This window comes from Pseudomonas sp. RC4D1, assembly GCF_018390395.1.
Lineage (GTDB): Bacteria > Pseudomonadota > Gammaproteobacteria > Pseudomonadales > Pseudomonadaceae > Aquipseudomonas > Aquipseudomonas danubii.
In genome coordinates this window covers 2,131,855-2,151,908 of record NZ_JAHBAW010000001.1, presented here as the reverse complement: position 1 = coordinate 2,151,908, position 20,054 = coordinate 2,131,855, and the positions used below count along the sequence as shown (strand labels likewise).

The 20,054-nt window shown below is 62.8% G+C and carries 19 protein-coding genes; 7 read left to right on the top strand and 12 right to left on the bottom strand.

Annotation, left to right across the window (positions count from 1 at the left end):
• Nucleotides 1-500 precede the first annotated feature (500 nt).
• Nucleotides 501-1,262, bottom strand: coding sequence for an SDR family oxidoreductase (locus KHO49_RS09845; RefSeq protein WP_110595189.1), 762 nt, complete (start codon nucleotides 1,260-1,262; stop codon nucleotides 501-503).
• Nucleotides 1,263-1,499: 237 nt separating this feature from the next.
• On the opposite strand from KHO49_RS09845, the gene KHO49_RS09840 reads away from it, so the two are divergent.
• Nucleotides 1,500-2,504 carry an NADP-dependent oxidoreductase gene (locus KHO49_RS09840; RefSeq protein WP_110595188.1) on the top strand — a complete coding sequence of 335 codons (1,005 nt, stop codon included), beginning with the start codon at nucleotides 1,500-1,502 and terminating at the stop codon, nucleotides 2,502-2,504.
• A gap of 42 nt (nucleotides 2,505-2,546) precedes the next feature.
• Here KHO49_RS09840 and pyrF read toward each other — a convergent pair whose 3' ends face one another.
• The gene (gene pyrF, locus KHO49_RS09835) at nucleotides 2,547-3,248 is read right to left on the bottom strand and encodes an orotidine-5'-phosphate decarboxylase (RefSeq protein WP_213664951.1); all 702 of its coding nucleotides are present in this window, start codon (nucleotides 3,246-3,248) and stop codon (nucleotides 2,547-2,549) included.
• 316 nt (nucleotides 3,249-3,564) lie between these two features.
• Here pyrF and KHO49_RS09830 point away from each other — a divergent pair, with 316 nt between their 5' ends.
• Nucleotides 3,565-4,326, top strand: a complete 762-nt coding sequence (locus KHO49_RS09830; RefSeq protein ID WP_102878909.1) for a response regulator — start codon at nucleotides 3,565-3,567, stop codon at nucleotides 4,324-4,326.
• Nucleotides 4,326-5,375: a sensor histidine kinase gene (locus tag KHO49_RS09825; protein ID WP_102878908.1), complete on the top strand. Its 1,050-nt coding sequence runs from the start codon at nucleotides 4,326-4,328 to the stop codon at nucleotides 5,373-5,375. Before KHO49_RS09830 ends, KHO49_RS09825 begins: the two co-directional genes overlap by 1 nt.
• Before the next feature lie 196 nt (nucleotides 5,376-5,571).
• Here KHO49_RS09825 and KHO49_RS09820 read toward each other — a convergent pair whose 3' ends face one another.
• The 10 genes from KHO49_RS09820 to KHO49_RS09775 all read right to left on the bottom strand — a co-directional run bounded on the left by KHO49_RS09820 (nucleotide 5,572) and on the right by KHO49_RS09775 (nucleotide 14,142).
• Nucleotides 5,572-6,624 carry an AI-2E family transporter gene (locus tag KHO49_RS09820; RefSeq protein ID WP_102863944.1) on the bottom strand — a complete coding sequence of 351 codons (1,053 nt, stop codon included), beginning with the start codon at nucleotides 6,622-6,624 and terminating at the stop codon, nucleotides 5,572-5,574.
• Nucleotides 6,625-6,693: 69 nt separating this feature from the next.
• The gene (locus tag KHO49_RS09815) at nucleotides 6,694-7,497 is read right to left on the bottom strand and encodes a DUF4892 domain-containing protein (RefSeq protein ID WP_180988369.1); all 804 of its coding nucleotides are present in this window, start codon (nucleotides 7,495-7,497) and stop codon (nucleotides 6,694-6,696) included.
• An 8-nt stretch (nucleotides 7,498-7,505) separates the two neighbouring features.
• Entirely contained in the window at nucleotides 7,506-8,165 is a 660-nt protein-coding gene (locus KHO49_RS09810; RefSeq protein WP_102878906.1) for a glutathione S-transferase family protein, read from the bottom strand.
• Nucleotides 8,166-8,215: 50 nt separating this feature from the next.
• The gene (locus tag KHO49_RS09805) at nucleotides 8,216-9,070 is read right to left on the bottom strand and encodes an alpha/beta hydrolase (protein WP_213664950.1); all 855 of its coding nucleotides are present in this window, start codon (nucleotides 9,068-9,070) and stop codon (nucleotides 8,216-8,218) included.
• Nucleotides 9,067-9,873, bottom strand: a complete 807-nt coding sequence (locus tag KHO49_RS09800; RefSeq protein ID WP_102863948.1) for an alpha/beta fold hydrolase — start codon at nucleotides 9,871-9,873, stop codon at nucleotides 9,067-9,069. The genes KHO49_RS09805 and KHO49_RS09800 overlap by 4 nt, the downstream gene beginning before the upstream one ends.
• Nucleotides 9,874-9,987: 114 nt before the next feature.
• Nucleotides 9,988-10,431 (bottom strand): hotdog fold thioesterase, encoded by a 444-nt coding sequence (locus KHO49_RS09795; protein ID WP_102863949.1) that lies wholly within the window; start codon nucleotides 10,429-10,431, stop codon nucleotides 9,988-9,990.
• Between the two features lie 33 nt (nucleotides 10,432-10,464).
• The gene (locus tag KHO49_RS09790; protein ID WP_213664949.1) at nucleotides 10,465-12,132 is read right to left on the bottom strand and encodes an AMP-binding protein; all 1,668 of its coding nucleotides are present in this window, start codon (nucleotides 12,130-12,132) and stop codon (nucleotides 10,465-10,467) included.
• 172 nt (nucleotides 12,133-12,304) lie between these two features.
• Nucleotides 12,305-12,754 carry a phosphohistidine phosphatase SixA gene (gene sixA, locus KHO49_RS09785; protein ID WP_213664948.1) on the bottom strand — a complete coding sequence of 150 codons (450 nt, stop codon included), beginning with the start codon at nucleotides 12,752-12,754 and terminating at the stop codon, nucleotides 12,305-12,307.
• Nucleotides 12,751-13,098 carry a DUF4389 domain-containing protein gene (locus tag KHO49_RS09780; RefSeq protein ID WP_102863952.1) on the bottom strand — a complete coding sequence of 116 codons (348 nt, stop codon included), beginning with the start codon at nucleotides 13,096-13,098 and terminating at the stop codon, nucleotides 12,751-12,753. The genes sixA and KHO49_RS09780 overlap by 4 nt, the downstream gene beginning before the upstream one ends.
• 18 nt (nucleotides 13,099-13,116) lie before the next feature.
• Entirely contained in the window at nucleotides 13,117-14,142 is a 1,026-nt protein-coding gene (locus KHO49_RS09775) for an NAD(P)H-dependent glycerol-3-phosphate dehydrogenase (protein WP_102878901.1), read from the bottom strand.
• 195 nt (nucleotides 14,143-14,337) lie between these two features.
• Between KHO49_RS09775 and KHO49_RS09770 the strand changes: the two genes are divergently transcribed.
• The 4 genes from KHO49_RS09770 (at nucleotide 14,338) to fabA (ending at nucleotide 20,049) form a co-directional block, all read left to right on the top strand.
• Nucleotides 14,338-16,458 carry a TonB-dependent receptor plug domain-containing protein gene (locus KHO49_RS09770; protein WP_213664947.1) on the top strand — a complete coding sequence of 707 codons (2,121 nt, stop codon included), beginning with the start codon at nucleotides 14,338-14,340 and terminating at the stop codon, nucleotides 16,456-16,458.
• Between the two features lies 1 nt (nucleotide 16,459).
• On the top strand, nucleotides 16,460-17,389 hold the full coding sequence (locus tag KHO49_RS09765) for an ABC transporter substrate-binding protein (protein WP_213664946.1): 930 nt from the start codon (nucleotides 16,460-16,462) through the stop codon (nucleotides 17,387-17,389).
• Complete coding sequence (locus KHO49_RS09760) at nucleotides 17,386-19,287, top strand: ATP-binding protein (RefSeq protein ID WP_102878898.1); 1,902 nt, start codon at nucleotides 17,386-17,388, stop codon at nucleotides 19,285-19,287. The genes KHO49_RS09765 and KHO49_RS09760 overlap by 4 nt, the downstream gene beginning before the upstream one ends.
• Before the next feature lie 246 nt (nucleotides 19,288-19,533).
• Nucleotides 19,534-20,049, top strand: coding sequence for a 3-hydroxyacyl-[acyl-carrier-protein] dehydratase FabA (gene fabA / locus KHO49_RS09755; protein WP_011060067.1), 516 nt, complete (start codon nucleotides 19,534-19,536; stop codon nucleotides 20,047-20,049).
• Nucleotides 20,050-20,054 lie beyond the last annotated feature (5 nt).

Sequence of the window (20,054 nt, the reverse complement as noted above, 5' to 3'; positions counted from 1 at the left end):
GGTCGACTGCCCCTTGAGCTGCTGGGCCAGGAGCAACAGTGCATCCAGGCTTTCATGCAGGCTGTCCACCGTCTTGCTGTCGCCGTGCAAGGCATAGTCCTGCTCCAGCAGTCGCACCTTGAGCACGCCACTGTTGAGCTGGGACATCTGCTTGAGGCCATCGAAACGCTGGCTGACGGTTTGCAGGGACCAAACGCCGATGCCGGCCACCAGGGCCGTCAAGAGCAACACCAGGGCAAAACCGATACCCAGTTTCTTTGCCATGCCCAGGTTGGCAAAACGTCCACTCGCGGCCGAAGTCATGGTGCGCAGTCCCCTTCCAATCCCCAATGGCAATAAGGCCATTTTGTCTTTGCGAAGGGTCGCAACGGCGTGCACCGGCGCACAAGTCTCTGACGTCGGAATAATGGCAAAAAGCTACGCCGAGGTCGTTTTCAGGACACTGGAGGTCGATTCCATCGGGCCCCGGCGGGCTGTTGCGCCAAGGCCCGAGCCTGCATTCAGATGGCCGTGGCGCCGCCGTCGACGGTCAAGGCGTGTCCAGTGGTGAAAGCAGCGCCATCACTGCACAGATAGAGCACCGCACTGGCAATCTCCTCGACTTTGCCGATACGCCCCACCGGGTGCATCGCCGCGGCAAATTCGGCCTTCTTCGGGTCAGCCTCATAGGCACGGCGGAACATGTCGGTGTCGATCACTGCCGGGCAGACGGCATTCACCCGAATCTTCTTTTTGGCGTACTCGATGGCCGCTGACTTGGTCAGGCCGATCACGGCATGCTTGGACGCCGCATAGATGCTCATCTTCGGAGCGGCGCCCAGGCCAGCCACCGAAGCGGTGTTGACGATCGCGCCACCGCCCTGGGCAAGCAGCAGCGGCAGCTGGTACTTCATGCACAACCAGACCCCTTTGACGTTGACCCCCATGATGGCGTCGAACTCATCCAGGGAGCCTTCCGCCAACCGCCCCTTCTCGATCTCGATCCCGGCATTGTTGAAGGCATAGTCCAGACGGCCATAAGCCTCAACCGTCCGAGCCATGAGGTTCTGCACATCCGCCTCCCGGGTGACGTTACAGGGTACGAACAGCGCCTCGCCTCCAGCCGCCCGGATAAGCGCCACCGTCTCTTCGCCTCCGAGCACGTCCAGATCCGCCACCACCACTTTCAAACCTTCTGCGGCGAACGCCTGGGCAGTCGCCCGGCCAATACCGTTGGCTGCGCCGGTCACCAGGGCCACCTGGCCGGAAAACGTCATGCTCATTGCAAAGATCCTCGATCAAGTACGGGTCAGCTACCCAATCCAATCTAGCCACAGCCGGCCATGGTCGCGTCAGCACTATCAAAAGGCCGGTTGAGCTCTTATGCCTGCTGGTGATGAACGCCCCCCTCTCTACATCACCACACTGGATTGGCTCCCATTCGCTGGACTGGCAAACCTTGCGACAACGTCCTTGAGGGTCTATCAACTAGAGCTTCATTCACCCCTTGAGTGCCTGTCATGACCACCCTGACCAATCGCCAGTTCCTGCTTGCCAAACGTCCCGTCGGGGCAGCCACCCGCGAGACCTTTACCTACCAGCAGGTCGCCGTCGGCGAACCGGCAGCGGGGCAGATTCTGGTGAAGAACCAATACCTGTCCCTGGACCCGGCGATGCGCGGCTGGATGAATGAAGGCAAGTCCTATATCCCTCCGGTGGCGATTGGCGAGGTCATGCGCGCCCTTGGGGTGGGCCAGGTGATTGCCTCGAACAACCCGGGATTCGCAGTCGGCGACTACGTCAATGGTGCCCTGGGTGTGCAGGACTATTTCCTGGGCGAGCCTCGCGGCTTCTACAAGGTCGACCCCAAGCTGGCCCCTCTGCCGCGCTACCTTTCAGCCCTGGGCATGACCGGCATGACGGCCTATTTCGCCCTGCTGGATGTCGGCGCGCCCAAGGCCGGTGACACCGTGGTGCTGTCCGGTGCGGCAGGCGCGGTGGGCAGCATCGCCGGGCAGATCGCCAAGATCAAAGGCTGCCGGGTGGTGGGCATCGCCGGCGGCCAGGACAAGTGCAAGTTCCTCATCGACGAACTGGGTTTTGACGGCGCCATCGACTACAAGAGCGAAGACGTGCACGCCGGGCTCAAGCGTGAGTGCCCCAAAGGCGTCGATGTGTATTTCGACAACGTCGGCGGCGACATTCTCGATGCCGTGCTCAGCCGCCTGAACCTCAAAGCCCGGGTGGTGATCTGTGGCGCCATCAGCCAGTACAACAACAAGGAAGCGGTCAAGGGACCGGCCAACTACCTGTCGCTGCTGGTCAACCGTGCGCGCATGGAGGGGTTCGTGGTGATGGACTACGCCTCGCAGTTCGCCGCCGCCGGACAGGAAATGGCCGGCTGGATGGCCAAGGGGCAACTCAAGAGCAAGGAGGATATTGTCGAAGGTCTGGAGACCTTTCCGGAAACGCTGACCAAGCTGTTCAGCGGCGAGAACTTCGGCAAGCTGGTACTGAAGGTCTGACCTGCAGGAGCCGGCAAGCCGGCTCCTGCAAGAGGAGGCGTGTTACAGGGCCAGTTCGGCCACTACGTCGGCCAGGGCCTTGGCCGGATCGGCCGCCTGGCTGATGGGACGACCAATCACCAGGTAATCGGAGCCTGCGTCCAGAGCCTGACGCGGAGTGAGAATCCGCCGCTGGTCGTCCTGGGCGCTGCCCGCCGGACGAATCCCCGGGGTCACCAGTTGCAGGCTCGGATGGGCGCTCTTCAGTGCCTGGGCTTCCAGGGCCGAGCACACCAGGCCGTCCATGCCGGCCTTCTGCGCCAGGGCGGCCAGGCGCAGGACCTGCTCCTGGGGCTCGATGTCCAGGCCGATACCGGCCAGGTCTTCACGCTCCATGCTGGTGAGCACGGTGACGCCGATCAACAGCGGTTTGGGACCTGTGCGCTGATCCAGCACCTCGCGGCAGGCAGCCATCATGCGCAGGCCGCCGGAGCAATGCACGTTGACCATCCACACGCCCATTTCCGCAGCAGCCTTGACCGCCATGGCGGTGGTGTTGGGAATGTCGTGGAACTTCAGGTCCAGGAACACTTCGAAACCCTTGTCACGCAAGGTCCCGACAATCTCGGCGGCACAGCTGGTGAACAGTTCCTTGCCGACTTTGACCCGGCACAGTTTCGGGTCCAGTTGATCGGCCAGTTTCAGTGCGGCGTCACGGGTGGGGAAATCCAGGGCGACGATGATAGGAGTCTGGCAGGCGGACATGAAGGGGCTCTCAGGCAAGTCGAAATCGGCGCGGATTGTAGCGCAAGCCGTGGCGCTCCGGGACCCGATGAAAGGTAAAACATCCTCAACGGTGGTCGCGAATGCCGATCCGGCCGACAAATCCCCCGGGAGACGCGGACTTTGTATCAAGCCGGATACACTGACGACACGTCAGCAACAATCCCCGACGCTACCCTCCCCAGCCGCAATACCCTCGAACAGCACTTCCAGCCCCCGGGCCGGACGCCTATGCTGAAGCCACAACCCCGCCGTCACCTTCTAGTGGCGGCAAGCCTACCTGGCAGATGAACGCCCCATGCACAACACTCCAGCCCCTCTCAACGACTCCAAAGCAGCAGTCAATGCCGATGACAAGCGCTGGAACACCCGGGCCCTGATCGTCGACGACGACGTACCGATCCGCGAACTGCTGATCGACTACCTGGCGCGCTTCAACATCCATGCCAGTGGCGTCACCGACGGAACAGCAATGCGCCAGGCCCTGCAGGCCGAACACTTTGACGTGGTGGTACTGGATCTGATGCTGCCCGGGGAAGACGGCCTGTCCCTGTGCCGCTGGCTGCGCACCGAATCGGATATTCCGATCCTCATGCTCACCGCCCGCTGCGAACCCACCGACCGCATCATCGGCCTGGAACTGGGGGCCGACGACTACATGGCCAAGCCCTTCGAACCCCGAGAGCTGGTGGCGCGAATCCAGACCATCCTGCGCCGGGTCCGTGATGATCGCAGCGAACAGCGAGCCAATATCCGCTTCGACAGCTGGCGCCTGAACAGCGTCCTGCGCCAACTGATCTCGGCCGATGGGCTGGTGGTGCCGCTGTCCAACGCCGAGTTCCGCCTGCTGTGGGTATTCATCGAACGCCCGCGCCGGGTGTTGAGCCGCGAACAACTGCTGGACGCCGCCCGCGGACGCTCCATCGAAGCCTTTGATCGCAGCATCGACCTGCTGGTCTCGCGTCTGCGGCAGAAGCTCGGGGATGATCCGAAATCGCCGCAGTTGATCAAGACCGTGCGCGGAGAGGGCTACCTGTTCGACGCCCGAGATATCGGCTGATGCGTGGGCGTTTCGATACGCTGTTCGGCCGCCTGTTCGGCGTCCTGCTGATCGCGATCGTACTCGCCCACCTGCTGGCGTTCTTCTGGTTTCACCATTACGGACCACCGCCCCCACCGCCGCCGCCCCATTCGGCGACGTTCAACAATGGCCAGCCTCCAGTTCAGCCACCGCATTTCCCGAGACGCCCGCCACGGCCCTGGTTCGGTGGCCCACTGGTGCCCCTGACTTTCCAGTTCATTTCCTTGATCATCGCCGCCTGGTACGGCGCCAAGCTGCTATCGCGCCCCATCCAGCGCCTCAGCGATGCCGCGGAACGCCTGAGTGAAAATCTCGACAGCCCGCCCCTGGAAGAAGTCGGCCCCCGGGAAGCGCGACAAGCGGCCAGCGCCTTCAACCAGATGCAAAAACGCATACAGGAACAGGTTCAGCAGCGGGGGCGCATGCTCGGCGCCGTGTCCCATGACCTGCGCACGCCACTGTCACGCCTCAAGCTGCGCCTGGAACAGATCGAGGACAGCAAGCTGCAAGGGCAAATGCGCCAGGACCTGGACGACATGATCAAGATGCTCGATGCCACCCTCAGCTATCTGCATGAACAGCGCACCAGCGAGGCGGCGCAATGGATGGATGTGCAGGCGCTGGTGGAGTCGCTGTGCGAGAACGCCCAGGACCAGGGCGCCGACGTCCAGGCCCAAGGCCATTGCGCGCCCCTGCTGGTGCAGCCGATGGCCCTGCAGTCCTGCCTCAACAACCTGCTGGACAACGCCTTGCGCTATGCCGGGCAGGCCACCCTGACCCTGGAAGACAACCGTGAGCAGCTGCTGATCCGGGTCATCGATCATGGGCCGGGGATTGCCGCCGACAAGCGTGAGGCCGTGTTCGAGCCCTTCTTCCGCCTCGAAGGCTCACGCAACCGCAACTCCGGCGGCGTTGGCCTGGGCATGACCATTGCCCGCGAGGCGGCGGAGCGCATGGGTGGGCAATTGCTGCTGGACGAAACCCCGGGCGGCGGCCTGACTGCAGTGTTGCACCTGCCCCGCCCCTGAGCGCCTTGTGTAGCGACGGGGACAAAACTCAAATACCCAGGACAGCGACGCCCAGAGCCAGCAGGCCAACATCGCCGAAGCCCTGGGCAAGATGATCGCCAACCTCAGCAAGCAGTATCAGTTGAACCCCGGCAGCAGCGTCAACGTCGCCGCCTGAGGCCCCTTGCCGCTCCCTCGGGGAGCGGCAATCCGCACGTCAGCGCGGTTCCTGGGCCCGGGCCTGGCTGGCACTCCAGTCCAGCAGCAGGCTGTAGGCCACCGCCAGCAGGGTCGGCCCGATAAACAGGCCGATAAAGCCAAAGGCGATCAGGCCGCCGAACACGCCCAGCAGCACGATCACCAGGGGCAGATTGCCACCGCGACTGATCAGATACGGCTTGAGCACGTTGTCGACGCCGCTGATGATGAAGGTGCCCCAGATTCCCAGGAACACCGCCATGCCGTATTCGCCCTTCCAGGCCAGCCAGGCCGTGGCCGGAATCCATACCAGGGGCGGTCCCATGGGAATCAGGCTGAGCAGGAAGGTGACGATACCCAGCACCAGCGCCCCGGGAACGCCGGCAATCAGGAATCCGATCAGCGCCAGCACGCCTTGGGCCGCTGCGGTACCTATGACTCCGTTGACCACCCGTTGCACCGTGCCGGCCACCAGTTCGATGTAATACCCGGCCCGGTCACCGATCAGGCGTTCCAGCAGCTTGTGCACGAACAGCGCCAGGCGCGGACCGTCGCGGTAGAAGAAAAACACGAAGACAATACTCAGGGTCAGCTCAAGAATGCCCCCGCCTATCTGCGCACTGCGGGCCAGCAACCAGTTGCCGACCTGCCCCAGGTACGGCTTGACCGCCAGCATCAGGGCCGCGCCCTGCTGGTCGATGCTGTCCCACAACGCCACCAAGCGCTCTCCGACCAATGGCAAGCCACCGAGCCAGGCGGGAGCCTCGGGCAGCCCGTCCACCTGCACGTCCTTGATAAAGGCCGTGGCATCGCGCACATGGTCCGCCAGATTGAGGCCCAGCCAGACCAGGGGCGCCGCCACCAGGACCATCCAGCCCAGGGTCAGCAGCGCTGCGGCCAGGGATTCGCGGCCATTGAGCCAACGGGTCAGCAATCGCATCAGAGGCCAACTGGCAAAGGCCAGCACCGCGCCCCAGAACAGCGCCGACCAGAAAGGCGCCATCACCCAGAAGCTGGCACCGAACAACACCAGGAGCAGGATCTGCACCAGCAGGCGATCGTTATTGGGCATGAAATGTCTCGCGCAAGAAGAATCAGAGAAGAGTAGGCGAACCCGCGAATGCGGGCCGCCTGAAACAGCTTAACGCAGCCGTTCGACGTGCAAGCCGGTCACTTCGGTGTTGCCGGTCTCCATGCGCGTGGCCAGCACGCCCTGGCTGATCAGGGCCTGGCGCCAGGCTTCAGCCTGCTTGCCGGACAGGCTGATCCGCATCGTGGTGTCCAGATTCAAGCCACGAGAGAGCAGATTGAGCCAGACGGGCTGGGGGTCCGCGAGTTTTGGCAGATCCAGTTTTCCCGTGTCCTTCAGCTGCCGTAGCAAGGTCGCCGAGGTGGGCAGCAGGTCGCCCAGAGGCGCTGCAGCATCAAACTGTTCCACATGGAGGTAGGCCCGGCGATTACCCCGGGTGATGCTATACAAGGCCACCAGGGTGTTCTCCTGGGGCTCCGCCAGGCGCAACAGCAGATAGGCCTGCTGCTCATCGGCGCCGTACAGCTTGGCGTTGCCGAACACTTGATTGGCCCACAGGCTGCTCTCGCCGCAATCCCTGGCCTGGCACCAGAACAACAGCTCGGCCCCCTGCTTCTGCAGGGCCTCCCGGGCCAGGGTGAAGGCCTCGTTGGAGGTGCGCTCGGCGGGTAATTGGTAGGTAATGGCGGTGAGTTTGCCCCTGGCATTGACCTGTCCGTCAAAACGCAGCTGGCCGCTGATCCTGCGGACCGACCCCAAGGGGTAGACGCGCTCCTGCTCCACTTCGGGGCGGTAGTCGACGATTTGTGCGTCGGTCAGACGGGGAACCAAAGGCAGGTCATGACTGCCCGGCAGATCGGCGGCAAGCGCCAGCGAGCTTAACAAGGCCAAGCTCAAAGCACTGATTGAACGCATGAACACTCTCATCGGATAAGCATGGCCTGGGCGCCTTTGACGACGCTGGCGTCATCATTGCGCTGCGGAACCTGCAAGCCGCGCTGGACCGCAGGCCGGGCCTCCAGGGCCGCCATCCAGCGTTGCAGGGCCGGCAATCCCTGTACCGAGACACCGGACCATTCATGACCGCGCACCCAGGGGAAGGTGGCGATGTCGGCAATGCTGTAGTCCCCGGCCAGGTATTCGACCTGCTGCAGACGAGTATCGAGCACCTCGTACAGGCGCCGGGTTTCATGCTGGTAGCGGTCGATGGCGCCCTGGAGCTTTTCCGGGAAATAACGGAAGAATACGTTGGCCTGGCCCTGCATGGGCCCCACCCCGCCCATCTGGAACATCAGCCATTGCATGACGATGGAGCGGCCCTTGGGGTCGGCGGGCAGCAACTGGCCACTGCGCTCGGCCAGGTACACCAGGATCGCGCCAGATTCGAATACGGGGAAATCACCATTGTCGCGATCGACGATGGCCGGAATACGTCCATTGGGATTGATCTTCAGAAACGCTGGCGCCTTTTGCTCCCGCTTGTCGAAACTCAGGGCGTGCACGGTATAGGGCAGGCCGAGCTCTTCGAGCAGGATGGAAACCTTGTGGCCATTGGGGGTCGCAGCGGTGTACAGATCTATCATGGTTGTCTCCCATTTCAACCCGCCCAGCCTCGACAGTTGACCCCGTCAAGTCAAGGAACGGCGAAAAACCGATTGAAACAGTCTGCGACAAAGCTGGCACCGGTCTCATCGTTGAGATGCAGATGGTGGCCGCCTGGCAGCTGCTCACGGCTAAAGGGTAGACGCTGCAACAGCGCTTCATGCCTGACCAACATGCCATCGGCCGCAACCACCAGTTGAGTTGGACAACTGACACGCTGGACGAAGGACATGGCCTGTTCCTCGGTCAGCCGCAGCGGCGAGGCTAGGGTCAGGCGACTGTCACTGCGCCAGGTGTAGCCACCGGCAACCGGCATCAGGCCACGCTGGGCCAGCAGTTCGGCAGCCTCGCGACTGACCGCGACCAGTCCCTTCATCCGTGCTTCGATGGCCCGTTCCAGAGTGCGATAGACCGGTTTGCTCTTGTCCTGCAGGTTGATTTGCGCCTGCAGGGCCATGCCCAGGCGTTCGGCGGCGTCCTCGCCCTTGGCGGTCGGTGGAATGACCCCGTCGATCAAGGCCAGGTGGCTGACCCGCTCCGGCAGCGCGGCCGCCAGCACCAGGGATACGATCGCCCCCAGGGAATGGCCCATCAGGGCGAAACGCTTCCAGCCCAGCTGTTCGGCGACTTGCAGCACGTCGTACACGTAGTCCCACAAGGCATAGCCGGCCCCCAGGGGGCGATGCCCGGAATGACCATGGCCGGCCAGGTCCAGGGCAACGATACGCAGACCTTTGAGCTTGGGCGCCAGCCGGGCAAAGCTGTTGGCGTTGTCCAGCCAGCCGTGCAGGGCGATGACCGGTAAACCGTCCTCGGGCCCGAACAGATGAGCCGCCAGTTCGATGTGGGGCAGACTCAGGCGCACTTCCTCGACGGTATGGCTCATGCACAACTCCGTTGCTGGCGATCGTCCCAGCGGCTGAACAGCTCCTTGAGCAAGGCCGCCGTGGCAGTGGGCCGCTCAAGAGGAAACATGTGGCCGCCAGGCATGGTCAGCGATTCCCCATGGGGCATGCGCCCCACTGCACTGGTGTGATGACGCATCACCACCCGACTCTGCTGCCCCCGCACCACCGCCAGGGGCACCTTTAGCTGGCGGGCGCTGCCAGGGCTGGTGTGGGGCACGCCGCGATAGATGCTGATCTCGGTAGCCGGATCGAAGCGCAACCGCAGGCGGTCGCCCACTTGCTGCAGGCCATGCTGCAAATACGCGTCCAGACAGTCCGGATCGAACGCGCGAAACAGGGTCTTGCGCGAGAAGTAGCTGCGGGCCGCTTCGATATCGGCAAATTCCTCACGACGTCCCAGGGTGCGCCCGGCGGGAGTCAAGCGGTCGATGAAACCAAACCGCTTGGCGGCGCGGATCACCCATTGATCGGCCCGGGTCAGCACCGGGGAATCGAGCATGACCACGCCCCGATACAGTTCCGGACAACGCAAGGCCGCATGCAAGTGCAACACCCCGCCCAATGAATGTCCGACGCCCCATACCGGCTGGGCCTGCTGTTGCAGGTGGTGAATCAATTCGTCCACCAGGCTGCGCCAGTTATCGTCCACCGGAAAACGCGGGTCATGGGCGTGCTGCTGCAAGTGGCTGACCTGGAATTCAGGCGCCAAGGCAGCGAACAACTTGCCGTAAGTCCCGGAGGGAAACCCATTGGCGTGAGCGAAAAAAACCTGTTGCGACATACCGACTCATCCATCCACCAAACCAACAACGATTGTCCGCAAGGCCCCGTACCAGGGCAATGACCGTAACGGACAGGAATGCTGACACCCGGGCTCAGCCTATGACCCGTTGTTTCAAGCCACCGGCGGTTTCTGTCCCAGCGGCACCACGGCCATGGTCAGGCGCGAGACGCAACTGGCCTTGCCTTCATCACTGCTCAAGCGGATGTCCCAGACATGGGTAGTGCGCCCGATATGAATGGCCCTGGCTACCGCTGTCACCCGACCGCTGCGCAAGCCCCGCAGGTGGTTGGCGTTGATCTCCAGGCCCACGCAATAGAACTGGCTGGCATCGATGCACAGATAGCTGGCCATGGAGCCGACGCTTTCCGCCAGCACCACCGACGCGCCGCCATGCAACAGGCCATAGGGCTGGTGGGTGCGATGGTCGATGACCATGCTCGCCGTCAACGACTCCTCGTCGTAGGACTCGAAGCGAATATCCAGCACTTCGCCGATGGTGTTCTTCTGGATTGCGTTCAGTTGTTCGATGTTCGGAGTGGTACGCCACAGACTCATCGCCGCTTCCTTCTCTCGGGTTGTTCTTGTCGATCAATCCTGCCACAGCACGGCTTCGCCACGCTCGCTCCAGGTTTGAAAACTCCCGCCATAGGTGGCTTCGATCACATTGCGCTTGATCTTCAGGGTCGGGGTCAGAAAGCCGTTCTCCACGGCCCAGTTGTCCTTGACCACCACTAGCCGATGCAAACGCTCGTGTTTGTCCAGACTGCCGTTGACCTGAACCAGGAGACTTTCCAGGCTGCTGTGCAGTCCTTCCCGGGAGCTGCCGCCAGCTGCCTGCAAGCCGGCCGCCGAAAGCACACACAACCCCAGGGGCGCGCTCAAGCCATCGCCCACCACACACACCTGCTCGATATGGGCATGCACCGCCAGGCGATTCTCGATGGGGGCCGGGGCCACATACTTGCCCTTGCTGGTCTTGAAGATTTCCTTGAGCCGGCCAGTCAGGCGCAAATTGCCGGCAGCATCCTGCTCCCCCTTGTCCCCCGTGCGCAAAAAACCATCCTCGGTGATGGTTTCCGCCGTTTTCTGCGGGTCCTTGTAATACCCCAGCATGGTGGCCCCGCTGCGCACCTGGACCTCCCCCGCCTCATCGATACGCACTTCGACCTCCGGACAGGGCCGGCCGATCCAGCCCGGAACATGCTCCCCGGACCGCCCGATATGGGAATAACCGCAGCTTTCGGTCATGCCGTAAACCTCCAGCACGTCCAGGCCCAGGCGGCGATACCAATGCAACAGGGTTTGAGGTACCGGCGCCGCGCCCGACAAGGCCACGCGCAATGCGTCTAGCCCCAATCCGGCCAGCACCTTGTGACCGACGCGCCTGCCGATAAAAGGCAGGCCCAAAAGAAAATCCAGACGCTTGGCCGGCACCTTGCTGTACACCCCCATCTGGAACTTGGTCCAGATCCGCGGCACGCCAAACAGTGCAGTGGGCCGGGCCCGCTGCAGGTCAACCAGGAAAGTGTCGAGGCTTTCGGCAAAGAACACAGTCTGCCCGGTGTAGATCGCCGCCATCTCGACGAACATGCGTTCGGCCACATGACACAACGGCAGGTAGGACAGCAACCGATCCTCGGGGCCCAGGCCGAAAAGCCCGACGCCGTGGCTGGCGGCAAAGCCCAGGTTGCCGAAACTGTGCATCACGCCCTTGGGCAGGCCGGTGGTGCCGGAGGTGTAGATGATGGTGGCCAGTTGATCCGCAGGCGGGCAAGGGCTATCCGCCAGGGGCTCGCTACGCTGCACCTGTTCCCAGTCGAAATCGAAATGCCCCTCGGGGCCCAGCGGCAGACGGATGGTGGGCAACCCGGGCTTCAACCCCGGGGCCATGCCCGGCCAGTCATCGAGCTTGCCGATGAATGCCAGGGCCGACTCGGAATGCTCCAGCACCTGGGCCACCGAATCGGCTGTGAGGTTGGGATACAGCGGCACCGACACATGCCCGGCCATCCAGATCGCCAGGTCGCTGATGATCCAGTGCGCGGAGTTCTTGCCAATGATTGCAATGTGGCTGCCAGGAGCCAGCTGCCGTTCCCGCAGCCACTGGGCGGCACGACGGGCCTGCTGGCCGACGTCGAACCAGCTCAACGTCTGCACCTGCCCTCCGGCGCTGGGCTGCACCAGAAAACGTTGCTGGGGATGACGAGCTTCGCGCTCGTAGAACACTTGCAGCGGCAAACGAAAAGCAGCAGCCATGACTCGCTCCTTTGTTTTTATTCTGTTCGCGACACCAACCAAGCACTTGCTTGGCTGACTATTCCACGCACAAAGGAGCGCTGCAAGTTAAGAAATGTAGCGGATCACGACCCGATACCGAGCGGGGGCAAAAGGTCATGACGGCCAGGGGATTCCCTGGCCGCCGCCAGCATCAAGGGTGCTTGACGCCGTTAAGGGTCATCAGCCCCGCCAGAGGCCAGTCGCCTTCCAGCTCCGCCAGGCTGGCGGTGTTCATGGGCTGGGGATCACGCAGATGGCCATGCTGCAACAGGCCGATCAGGCTACCCACCAGGGGTTGATGGCTGACCAGCAGCAGATTGTCCGCACCGTCCAGTTGCTGCAGCACCAGCAGCGGATTGGCCTCCGGCGTCAGCCAGGACACGGTACGGATCTCTGCTTCGAACCCCAGGGCCTCACGTACCAGCTGGGCCGTTTGCTGGGCTCGTACATAAGGGCTGGCGATGATTGCGCTGATGGGCTGGCCAATCAGTTGCGCGGCGCTGCCCAGCACTTCCTCACGGCCGTGGGCGGTGAGATTGCGTTGGGCATCGGTGGGCGCGTGGGATTCGGCCTGGCCATGGCGCAGGACCCACAGTTTCACAGCTTGGGCTCCTCATCGCGCACCGGATGGGGGGCTGGCGGCACGCTATGGGGAGCCTCCCCTTCAGGTGCTCGTGGGGTTGGCCAATCCGAGAACGGCCAGGGTTTCTGTTCGGTATGGAAGCTGCCGAAACGGCCGATCTGAGCCAGGAACTGACTCAGGCTGTCACCGAAGTTCATCAGGCCGGCATTGGGAGCGCCGTAGATCAACCGATAAACAAGCTGCACCAGGACCAGGGCACCAAGGAGAAACTGCGCCACCTGCCACACCATCACGAACACCAGCATCCACAGCACGCGCAGGAGGATGGATTCGTATTTGGCTTCGGAATTCGTATCGTTCATGTCTGGCTCCTGTGCTACTCAGTTGAATCCGCTGGTGGAGATAAAATCGACGTCGGTTTTCGGCTCGCCGCGCATCAAGAGCTCGATCACCTGATTCAGCGTACGCCCTTCGAACAGGATCGCGTGCAGCCCGGCTACCAGCGGCATGTAGACCCCCAACTCCTGAGCCTTGACCTTGAGCACCTTGAGGGTATTGACGCCCTCCGCCACTTCGCCCAGGCGGGTCACCGCCTCTTCCAGGCTCAGGCCCTGGCCCAGGGCAAAGCCCACCTGATAGTTGCGGCTCTTGGGCGAGGAACAGGTGACGATCAGGTCACCGACACCCGCCAGACCGAGAAAGGTCATGGGATTGGCACCCTGGCTCACGGCAAAGCGGGTCATTTCCGCCAGCGCGCGGGTAATCAGCATGCTCTTGGTGTTTTCCCCCATGCCCAGGGCCACCGCCATGCCGGCGATGATCGCGTAGACGTTCTTCAGCGCTCCGCCCAGCTCCACGCCAAAGCGGTCGGCACTGGCATAGACGCGGAACGTCCGGCCATGCAACACAGCCTGGACCTGCTGGCACAGTTCTTCGTCTTCGCTGGCGACCACGGTGGCGGTCAGGGCGTGCTCGGCCACTTCGCGGGCCAGATTGGGCCCAGAGAGCACGCCGATCCGCGCTTGCGGGGCGATATCCTCGAGGATCTCGCTCATCAGCTTGAAGGTCTGGGCCTCGATGCCCTTGGTCAGACTGACCAGCATCTTGCCGCTCAACAGTTGCGCGTGGGGGGCCAGTACCGAGCGCAGGGCGCTGGAAGGCAAGGCGACAAAGCACAGGTCACTGTCATTCAGGGTGGCCAGCAGATCGGTGACCGGCTCCACCGCCGGATGAATCTTGATGCCCTTGAGATAGCGCGGATTCTCGCGATTGACCCGAATGGCCTCGGCCTGTTCGGGGTCACGCATCCACTGCCGCACCGGGTGACCGTTCTCGGCCAGCAGATTGGCCACGGCGGTACCAAAACTTCCGCCTCCCAGGACCGCAATAGGGCGCTGTTGTGTCATATGCAATCCGTTTATCCATAGCAGTGGCGATGGCGGCATTATACGGGGCGGTTTCCCCACCACCAGCCCCAGCGGCCATTCAGACGATCTGTCGGGAACGGGTGGACTCATTCGGGGAATGTCGGGCTTATCGACTGGAAAACTCGACTGTCTCGGTTAACATGCGCGCCATCTTTCAAGATTCAAGGCTGTGCCGTGTCCATTGGCCCCTCACCTCTTCGTCTGTCACTGCTGCTGGGCATGTTGTTCGGCTATCCAGCGCTGGCCGACGATTTGTTCATGGATGGCAGCGCCCTGCCCGAGGTCCTCACCGCCACGCGCCTGAAGCAATCCCCAGCCGCCGTCCCCGGCAGCATGACGGTGCTCGACAATGAACTGATCAAGGCCAGCGGCGCGCGGGACATCAGCGAACTGCTGCGCCTGGTGCCGGGGATGATGGTCGGCGCCATCAGCGGCAATCAGGCCACGGTCAACTACCACGGCACCAACGCCAGCGAAGCCCGGCGCATGCAGGTACTGATCGATGGGCGCTCGGTGTATCGCGCGGGCCTGGCCACGGTGGACTGGAGCGATATTCCGGTAGCCATGGAAGACATCGAGCGCATCGAAGTGTTTCGCGGCCCCAACACCGTCAGCTACGGCGCCAACGCACTGATGGCGGTGGTCAACATCATTACCCGCTCCCCCGCCAACAGCCACGGCACGCGCTTCAAGGTGACCAGGGGCCAGCGCGGTATCAACGACTGGTACGCCAGCCAGGGCACCGGCTGGGAAAGCGGCGACCTGCGGCTGTCGTTGTCGGGGCAGGAAGACGATGGCTTCGACAGCCGCCTCGACGGTTCGGACTACCGCGACAGCAGGCGCTTGAATCGCGTCAGTCTGTCGGTGAGCCAGATGCTCAATGAACAGCAGAGCATCGATTGGCAATTGAACGCCAAGGAAGGCACCAACCAGCGACCTTATACCTATAAACCAGTCTTCAAAGCCTATGCCGAGAAAGGCTACAACTCTGACATTGTCGCCAAGGACTACGCAGGATCTCTACGCTGGAATCTGGAGCTCAATCCACAACACAGCCTTTATGTACAGGGCTCGGCCCAACACTGGGACCGCCAGCAGACATGGAGAGCCTGCGATGCCGCAGTTTCCTTCAGCCCTGAACTGACGCGCCTTTGGCAACTCAATCCCTATTACGCCGAGCGCCTGGCGAGGAATATGCCAAGTACTTTGAGCGGCGCGCCCTCAGGAACTGCGGCGGAACGGGCATTGGCAAGCCAAATCATCGATCAATGGAATGATGGTGGCCAAAACCCCGTCTGCGGCAATATCGACCAGAGCGCCCGGGAGACCCGCTACGACCTGGAGTTGCAGGACACCCTGAGCCTCAGCGATAACCTGCGGCTGGTCAGCGGCATGAACTATCGTTACGACCGGGCCGACTCCGAAACCTACTTCAACGGCACCCTCGACGACACCACCTGGCGCCTGTTCGGCCAGTTGGAGTGGCGGGCCAGCGAACACTGGCTGATCCAGGGCGGGGCTATGTACGAAGACACCCAGCTGACCGGCAACTCGCTGACGCCACGGATCGCCGTCAACTACCTGATCAACCCGCGCCACGGGCTGCGCGCGGTGTATTCGGAAGCCATCCGCTCTGCGGACATGTTCGAGAACAACGTCAACTGGAGCTACCGGGTCACCGGCCTGAGCGCTCCGGTCTACGGCCAGAACAGCGCCCAGTACTTCGTCAGGACCCGTGGCCCCGGCAATCTTGACCAAGAGCACATGCGCTCTCGGGAGCTGGGCTACAACGGCTATTTCAGCGACCAGGCACTAAATCTGGACATCAAGCTGTTCTACGACGAAATCAGCGGAATGATCAGCGAACCGCTGCGCAACAACCAGTACATCGCCAGCAACAACAACTCGGCGCGCTTCTCCGGCACCGAGGGCCAGCTCGACTGGCAACTGAGCCGCGCCGACCGCCTGCGCCTGACCTACGCCTATGTCCACGCGCAAGCCAGCAATCGCCTGGACCAGCACCTGACCGCCAGCAACAGCGGTTCTGCCGGCTGGCTGCGCAATTGGGGCCAGGGCTGGTCCAGCGCCCTCTTCTACTATGGTGACAACGCCCTCAACGGCTACCGCTTCCAGCGCATCGACACCCGCATCGCCAAGCGCCTGGCCCTGGGCAAGGCCAGCCTGGAACTGGCAGGCACGCTGCAACAGCGGCTTGACCATGAGCCCACCACCTTCGCCGACAACCTCTACGACTCACGGCACGTGGCCTACCTCAGTGCCGAGCTGGAGTTCTAGCATGGGCCAGCGCGGGCCCTGGAAGGCCCTGGGCATTCATCGCTGTCTCGGTATCTGCCTGATCCTCCTGGGCATGCTGCTGGCGACTCCGCTGCGGGCAGCCGACGTGTTGCTGACCGCCAGTGAAGGCAGCGACAGCGTGCGCACCTTCACCGAGGAACTGGCCACCCAGCGGCCTCAGGATCAGGTGCGCTTCGTGCCCTTGGCACAACTGCCGGCACCGAGCCAACTGCCCGCAGCCACGCGCCTGATCCTGCTGGACCCGCAAAGCCTCGACTGGCGCCTGCAAGACCCGCAAGGGCCGGCCACCCTGGTCCTGCGGATCAGCCGCCTGCAGGCCCAGCAGCGCCTGCAAGGCGCACCTCACCCCAAACTCAGCCTGCTCTGGAGCGACCCGCCCTTGAGCCGCCAACTGCGGCTGATCCACAAGGTGCTGCCCCAAGTGCGCCGGATCGGCGTGCTGTACAGCGAGGACAGCCAGTTCCTGCTCAGGGAACTGCGCGACGCAGCGCAATCCATGGAAATGGAAATCGTCGCCGAACCCTGGGACAGCACCAATGACAGCCGCCCGCTGCAGAACCTGTTGCGCAACAGCCAGGTGCTGCTGGGCCTGGACGACCCCAAGCTGTACAACCCGAAAACCGTGAAGAACCTGCTGCTGAGCAGCTACGCCCGGCAACAGGCGCTGATCGGGCCCAATGCCGGCTTCGTCAGGGCCGGCAGCCTGGCCAGCACCTACAGCGACCAGCAGGACTGGCTGCAGACCCTGGACCGCCTGCTGGATCAAGCACCAGCCCACTGGCCCAGGGAGCTGTACCCGGCGGCCTTCAAAGTACTGAGCAATCCACAGGTGGCACGCTCCCTGGGCATCGAGGAAATCGACCCGCAAGCCGTCGCGCACCAGTTGAGTGAAGGAGAGAAACGCCCATGACATTGCGTCGCCGGTGGGATATCCAGACCCGCACTCAGCTCATCAGCCTGGGCCCGGCCCTGCTCCTGACTCTGCTGCTGATCAGCTTTTTCACCTTCGTGCGCCTCCAGGATCTGCGCCAGGAGTTGAACCATACCGGCCAACTGATCGCCAACCAGTTGGCCCCGGCCACTGAGTACGGGGTGATCTCCGGCAACAACGAGGGCCTGGAAAGCCTGTTGCAAGCCACTCTGGCCACGCCTCATGTGCACTTTCTGGAAGTCCAGGACAGTGCCAACAACATCCTGGTGTATGTCGAGCAGCCGTCCGCCAGTCACAACCATGCCCAGCAGATCAAGGTCTTCCAGGCGCCGGTGCGCTTGCAGCGCATTCAGGTGCACAACGACTTTCTGCAGAATGATCCCGCCAGCCTGAGCCCCCAGGGCGACGGTTACCTGGGGCGGGTCATTGTCGGCATGTCCAATGACGCCTTCAGCCAGCGTCAACAGGAAATCCTCCTCAAGGCCGGGATTCTCGCCCTGTTCGCCCTGCTCTTCACCTTCTTCCTGGCCCGACGCCTGGCGGCCGGCCTGGCGCAACCCATCAGCGCCATGGGCCACGCGGTGAAGGCGATTCAGGAAGGCGACTTCAAGACGCCGCTGCCGATTGTCGACGACGGCGAGCTGGGCAATCTGGCGCGACATATCAACAACCTCGCCGCCGGCCTGGAACTGGCCAGCCGTGAGCAGCAACAGGCAATGTCACAACTGATCCAGACCCGGGAAGATGCCGAGCGTGCGAACAAGGCCAAATCGGACTTCCTGGCGATGATGAGCCATGAGCTGCGTACCCCGATGAACGGCGTACTAGGGATGCTGCAATTGCTGGAAACCACCGAGATGACCCAAGAGCAGAGCGAGTACGCGGCACTGGCCTCGGAGTCCACCGAGCACCTGCTGAAGGTGATCAATGACATCCTCGACTTCTCGCGCATCGAACGCTCGGCCCTGGAGCTGGAACACATTCCGTTCAACCTCGCCGAGTTGATCAGCAGCTGCGCCCAGGCCTTCCAGCACAGCGCATTGCAACGAGGCCTGGACCTGCAACTGCGGCTGCCGCCGGGCATGGAGTCGCTGCAGGTCAAGGGCGACCCGACGCGAATCCGCCAGATCCTGGTCAACCTGATCGGCAACGCGCTGAAGTTCACCGAACAAGGCAGCGTCACCATCGAACCCCAGTGGCAGGCCCTGGATCACGAACTCCTGTGGTTCACCTGCTCGGTGCGCGACAGCGGGATCGGCATCAGCCCGGCCAGCCTGGAGCTGATGTTCGATGCATTCCAGCAGGCCGACAGCTCGATTTCCCGACGCTACGGCGGCACGGGCCTCGGCCTGCCTATCGCCCGGACCCTGGCTGAACGCATGGGCGGCACCCTGCGGGCCCAGAGCGAGGAAGGCCAGGGCTCGGTGTTCACCCTGGAAATCCCCCTGGCGCTGTTTCAGCAAAGCCTGCCCGTGCTGGCGCCGCGAGTGAACACGGCCGCTCACCAGGGCGAAGGCCGCAACGTGCTACTGGTGGAGGACAACCCGGTGAACCAGACCGTGATCCAGGCCATGTTGCGCAGCCTGGGCTTCACCGTCAGCATCGTCACCGACGGCGCCCAGGCGGTACGCAGCGCCGAAAGCCTGATTTTCGAGGCCATTCTGATGGACTGCCGACTGCCACTGGTCGACGGCTACGAAGCCACCCGGCAGATCCGCCAACTGCCCGGCTGCGCTGATTTACCGATCATCGCCCTGACCGCCAACGCCTTGCAGGGCGACCGTGAAGCCTGCCTGGCGGCGGGCATGAACGACTACCTGGCCAAGCCGTTCAAGCGGGCTGATCTGCAGCAAATTCTCCAACGTTGGGTGCAGTAACAGGCTATTTTCCAACAGGTGCGACTGGCGTGACGGGCGAAAGTGCGGCAGTCTTAGGCACCCGACGGGCCCCGAAAAGGCCCTCAAAAAAAATTTCAGTGCACAAGTGTACATTCATGCCCTTTGCGCTGTGACTTTCACTACAACGCAATAGTCTATGAGTAGGCTGCCGGCTCGAGGCATGAACGCTTCGATCGGCCGGGAAGATTGCCCAACCCTGCCGCACGGGACTATTGAGGAGCTCGCATGACCAAACAAAACGCCTTTACTCGGGAAGACCTGCTGCGCTGCAGTCGCGGTGAGCTGTTCGGCCCAGGTAACGCGCAACTGCCCGCCCCCAACATGCTGATGGTGGATCGCATCACCCATATCAGCGAAGAGGGTGGCAAGTACGGTAAAGGTGAATTGGTCGCTGAGCTGGATATCACTCCAGACCTGTGGTTCTTCGCTTGCCACTTCGAAGGCGATCCGGTGATGCCGGGCTGCCTGGGCCTGGATGCCATGTGGCAACTGGTCGGTTTTTTCCTCGGCTGGCAAGGCCTGCCGGGCCGCGGCCGCGCCCTGGGTTCGGGGGAAGTGAAATTCTTCGGCCAGGTACTGCCGACCGCGAAAAAAGTCACCTATAACATTCACATCAAGCGCGTGCTCAAGGGCAAGCTGAACATGGCCATCGCCGATGGTTCGGTCAGCGTTGACGGCCGCGAAATCTATACCGCCGAAGGCCTCCGGGTCGGCGTGTTTACCTCAACTGACAACTTCTAAGGGTT

What these genes read in the sequence shown, in the direction of transcription:
- KHO49_RS09845 (WP_110595189.1), bottom strand. Translation starts at nt 1,262, where the DNA reads ATGAGCATGACGTTTTCCGGCCAGGTGGCCCTGGTGACCGGCGCAGCC.
- KHO49_RS09840 (WP_110595188.1), top strand. Translation starts at nt 1,500, where the DNA reads ATGACCACCCTGACCAATCGCCAGTTCCTGCTTGCCAAACGTCCCGTC.
- pyrF (WP_213664951.1), bottom strand. Translation starts at nt 3,248, where the DNA reads ATGTCCGCCTGCCAGACTCCTATCATCGTCGCCCTGGATTTCCCCACC.
- KHO49_RS09830 (WP_102878909.1), top strand. Translation starts at nt 3,565, where the DNA reads ATGCACAACACTCCAGCCCCTCTCAACGACTCCAAAGCAGCAGTCAAT.
- KHO49_RS09825 (WP_102878908.1), top strand. Translation starts at nt 4,326, where the DNA reads ATGCGTGGGCGTTTCGATACGCTGTTCGGCCGCCTGTTCGGCGTCCTG.
- KHO49_RS09820 (WP_102863944.1), bottom strand. Translation starts at nt 6,624, where the DNA reads ATGCCCAATAACGATCGCCTGCTGGTGCAGATCCTGCTCCTGGTGTTG.
- KHO49_RS09815 (WP_180988369.1), bottom strand. Translation starts at nt 7,497, where the DNA reads ATGCGTTCAATCAGTGCTTTGAGCTTGGCCTTGTTAAGCTCGCTGGCG.
- KHO49_RS09810 (WP_102878906.1), bottom strand. Translation starts at nt 8,165, where the DNA reads ATGATAGATCTGTACACCGCTGCGACCCCCAATGGCCACAAGGTTTCC.
- KHO49_RS09805 (WP_213664950.1), bottom strand. Translation starts at nt 9,070, where the DNA reads ATGAGCCATACCGTCGAGGAAGTGCGCCTGAGTCTGCCCCACATCGAA.
- KHO49_RS09800 (WP_102863948.1), bottom strand. Translation starts at nt 9,873, where the DNA reads ATGTCGCAACAGGTTTTTTTCGCTCACGCCAATGGGTTTCCCTCCGGG.
- KHO49_RS09795 (WP_102863949.1), bottom strand. Translation starts at nt 10,431, where the DNA reads ATGAGTCTGTGGCGTACCACTCCGAACATCGAACAACTGAACGCAATC.
- KHO49_RS09790 (WP_213664949.1), bottom strand. Translation starts at nt 12,132, where the DNA reads ATGGCTGCTGCTTTTCGTTTGCCGCTGCAAGTGTTCTACGAGCGCGAA.
- KHO49_RS09780 (WP_102863952.1), bottom strand. Translation starts at nt 13,098, where the DNA reads ATGAACGATACGAATTCCGAAGCCAAATACGAATCCATCCTCCTGCGC.
- KHO49_RS09775 (WP_102878901.1), bottom strand. Translation starts at nt 14,142, where the DNA reads ATGACACAACAGCGCCCTATTGCGGTCCTGGGAGGCGGAAGTTTTGGT.
- KHO49_RS09765 (WP_213664946.1), top strand. Translation starts at nt 16,460, where the DNA reads ATGGGCCAGCGCGGGCCCTGGAAGGCCCTGGGCATTCATCGCTGTCTC.
- KHO49_RS09760 (WP_102878898.1), top strand. Translation starts at nt 17,386, where the DNA reads ATGACATTGCGTCGCCGGTGGGATATCCAGACCCGCACTCAGCTCATC.
- fabA (WP_011060067.1), top strand. Translation starts at nt 19,534, where the DNA reads ATGACCAAACAAAACGCCTTTACTCGGGAAGACCTGCTGCGCTGCAGT.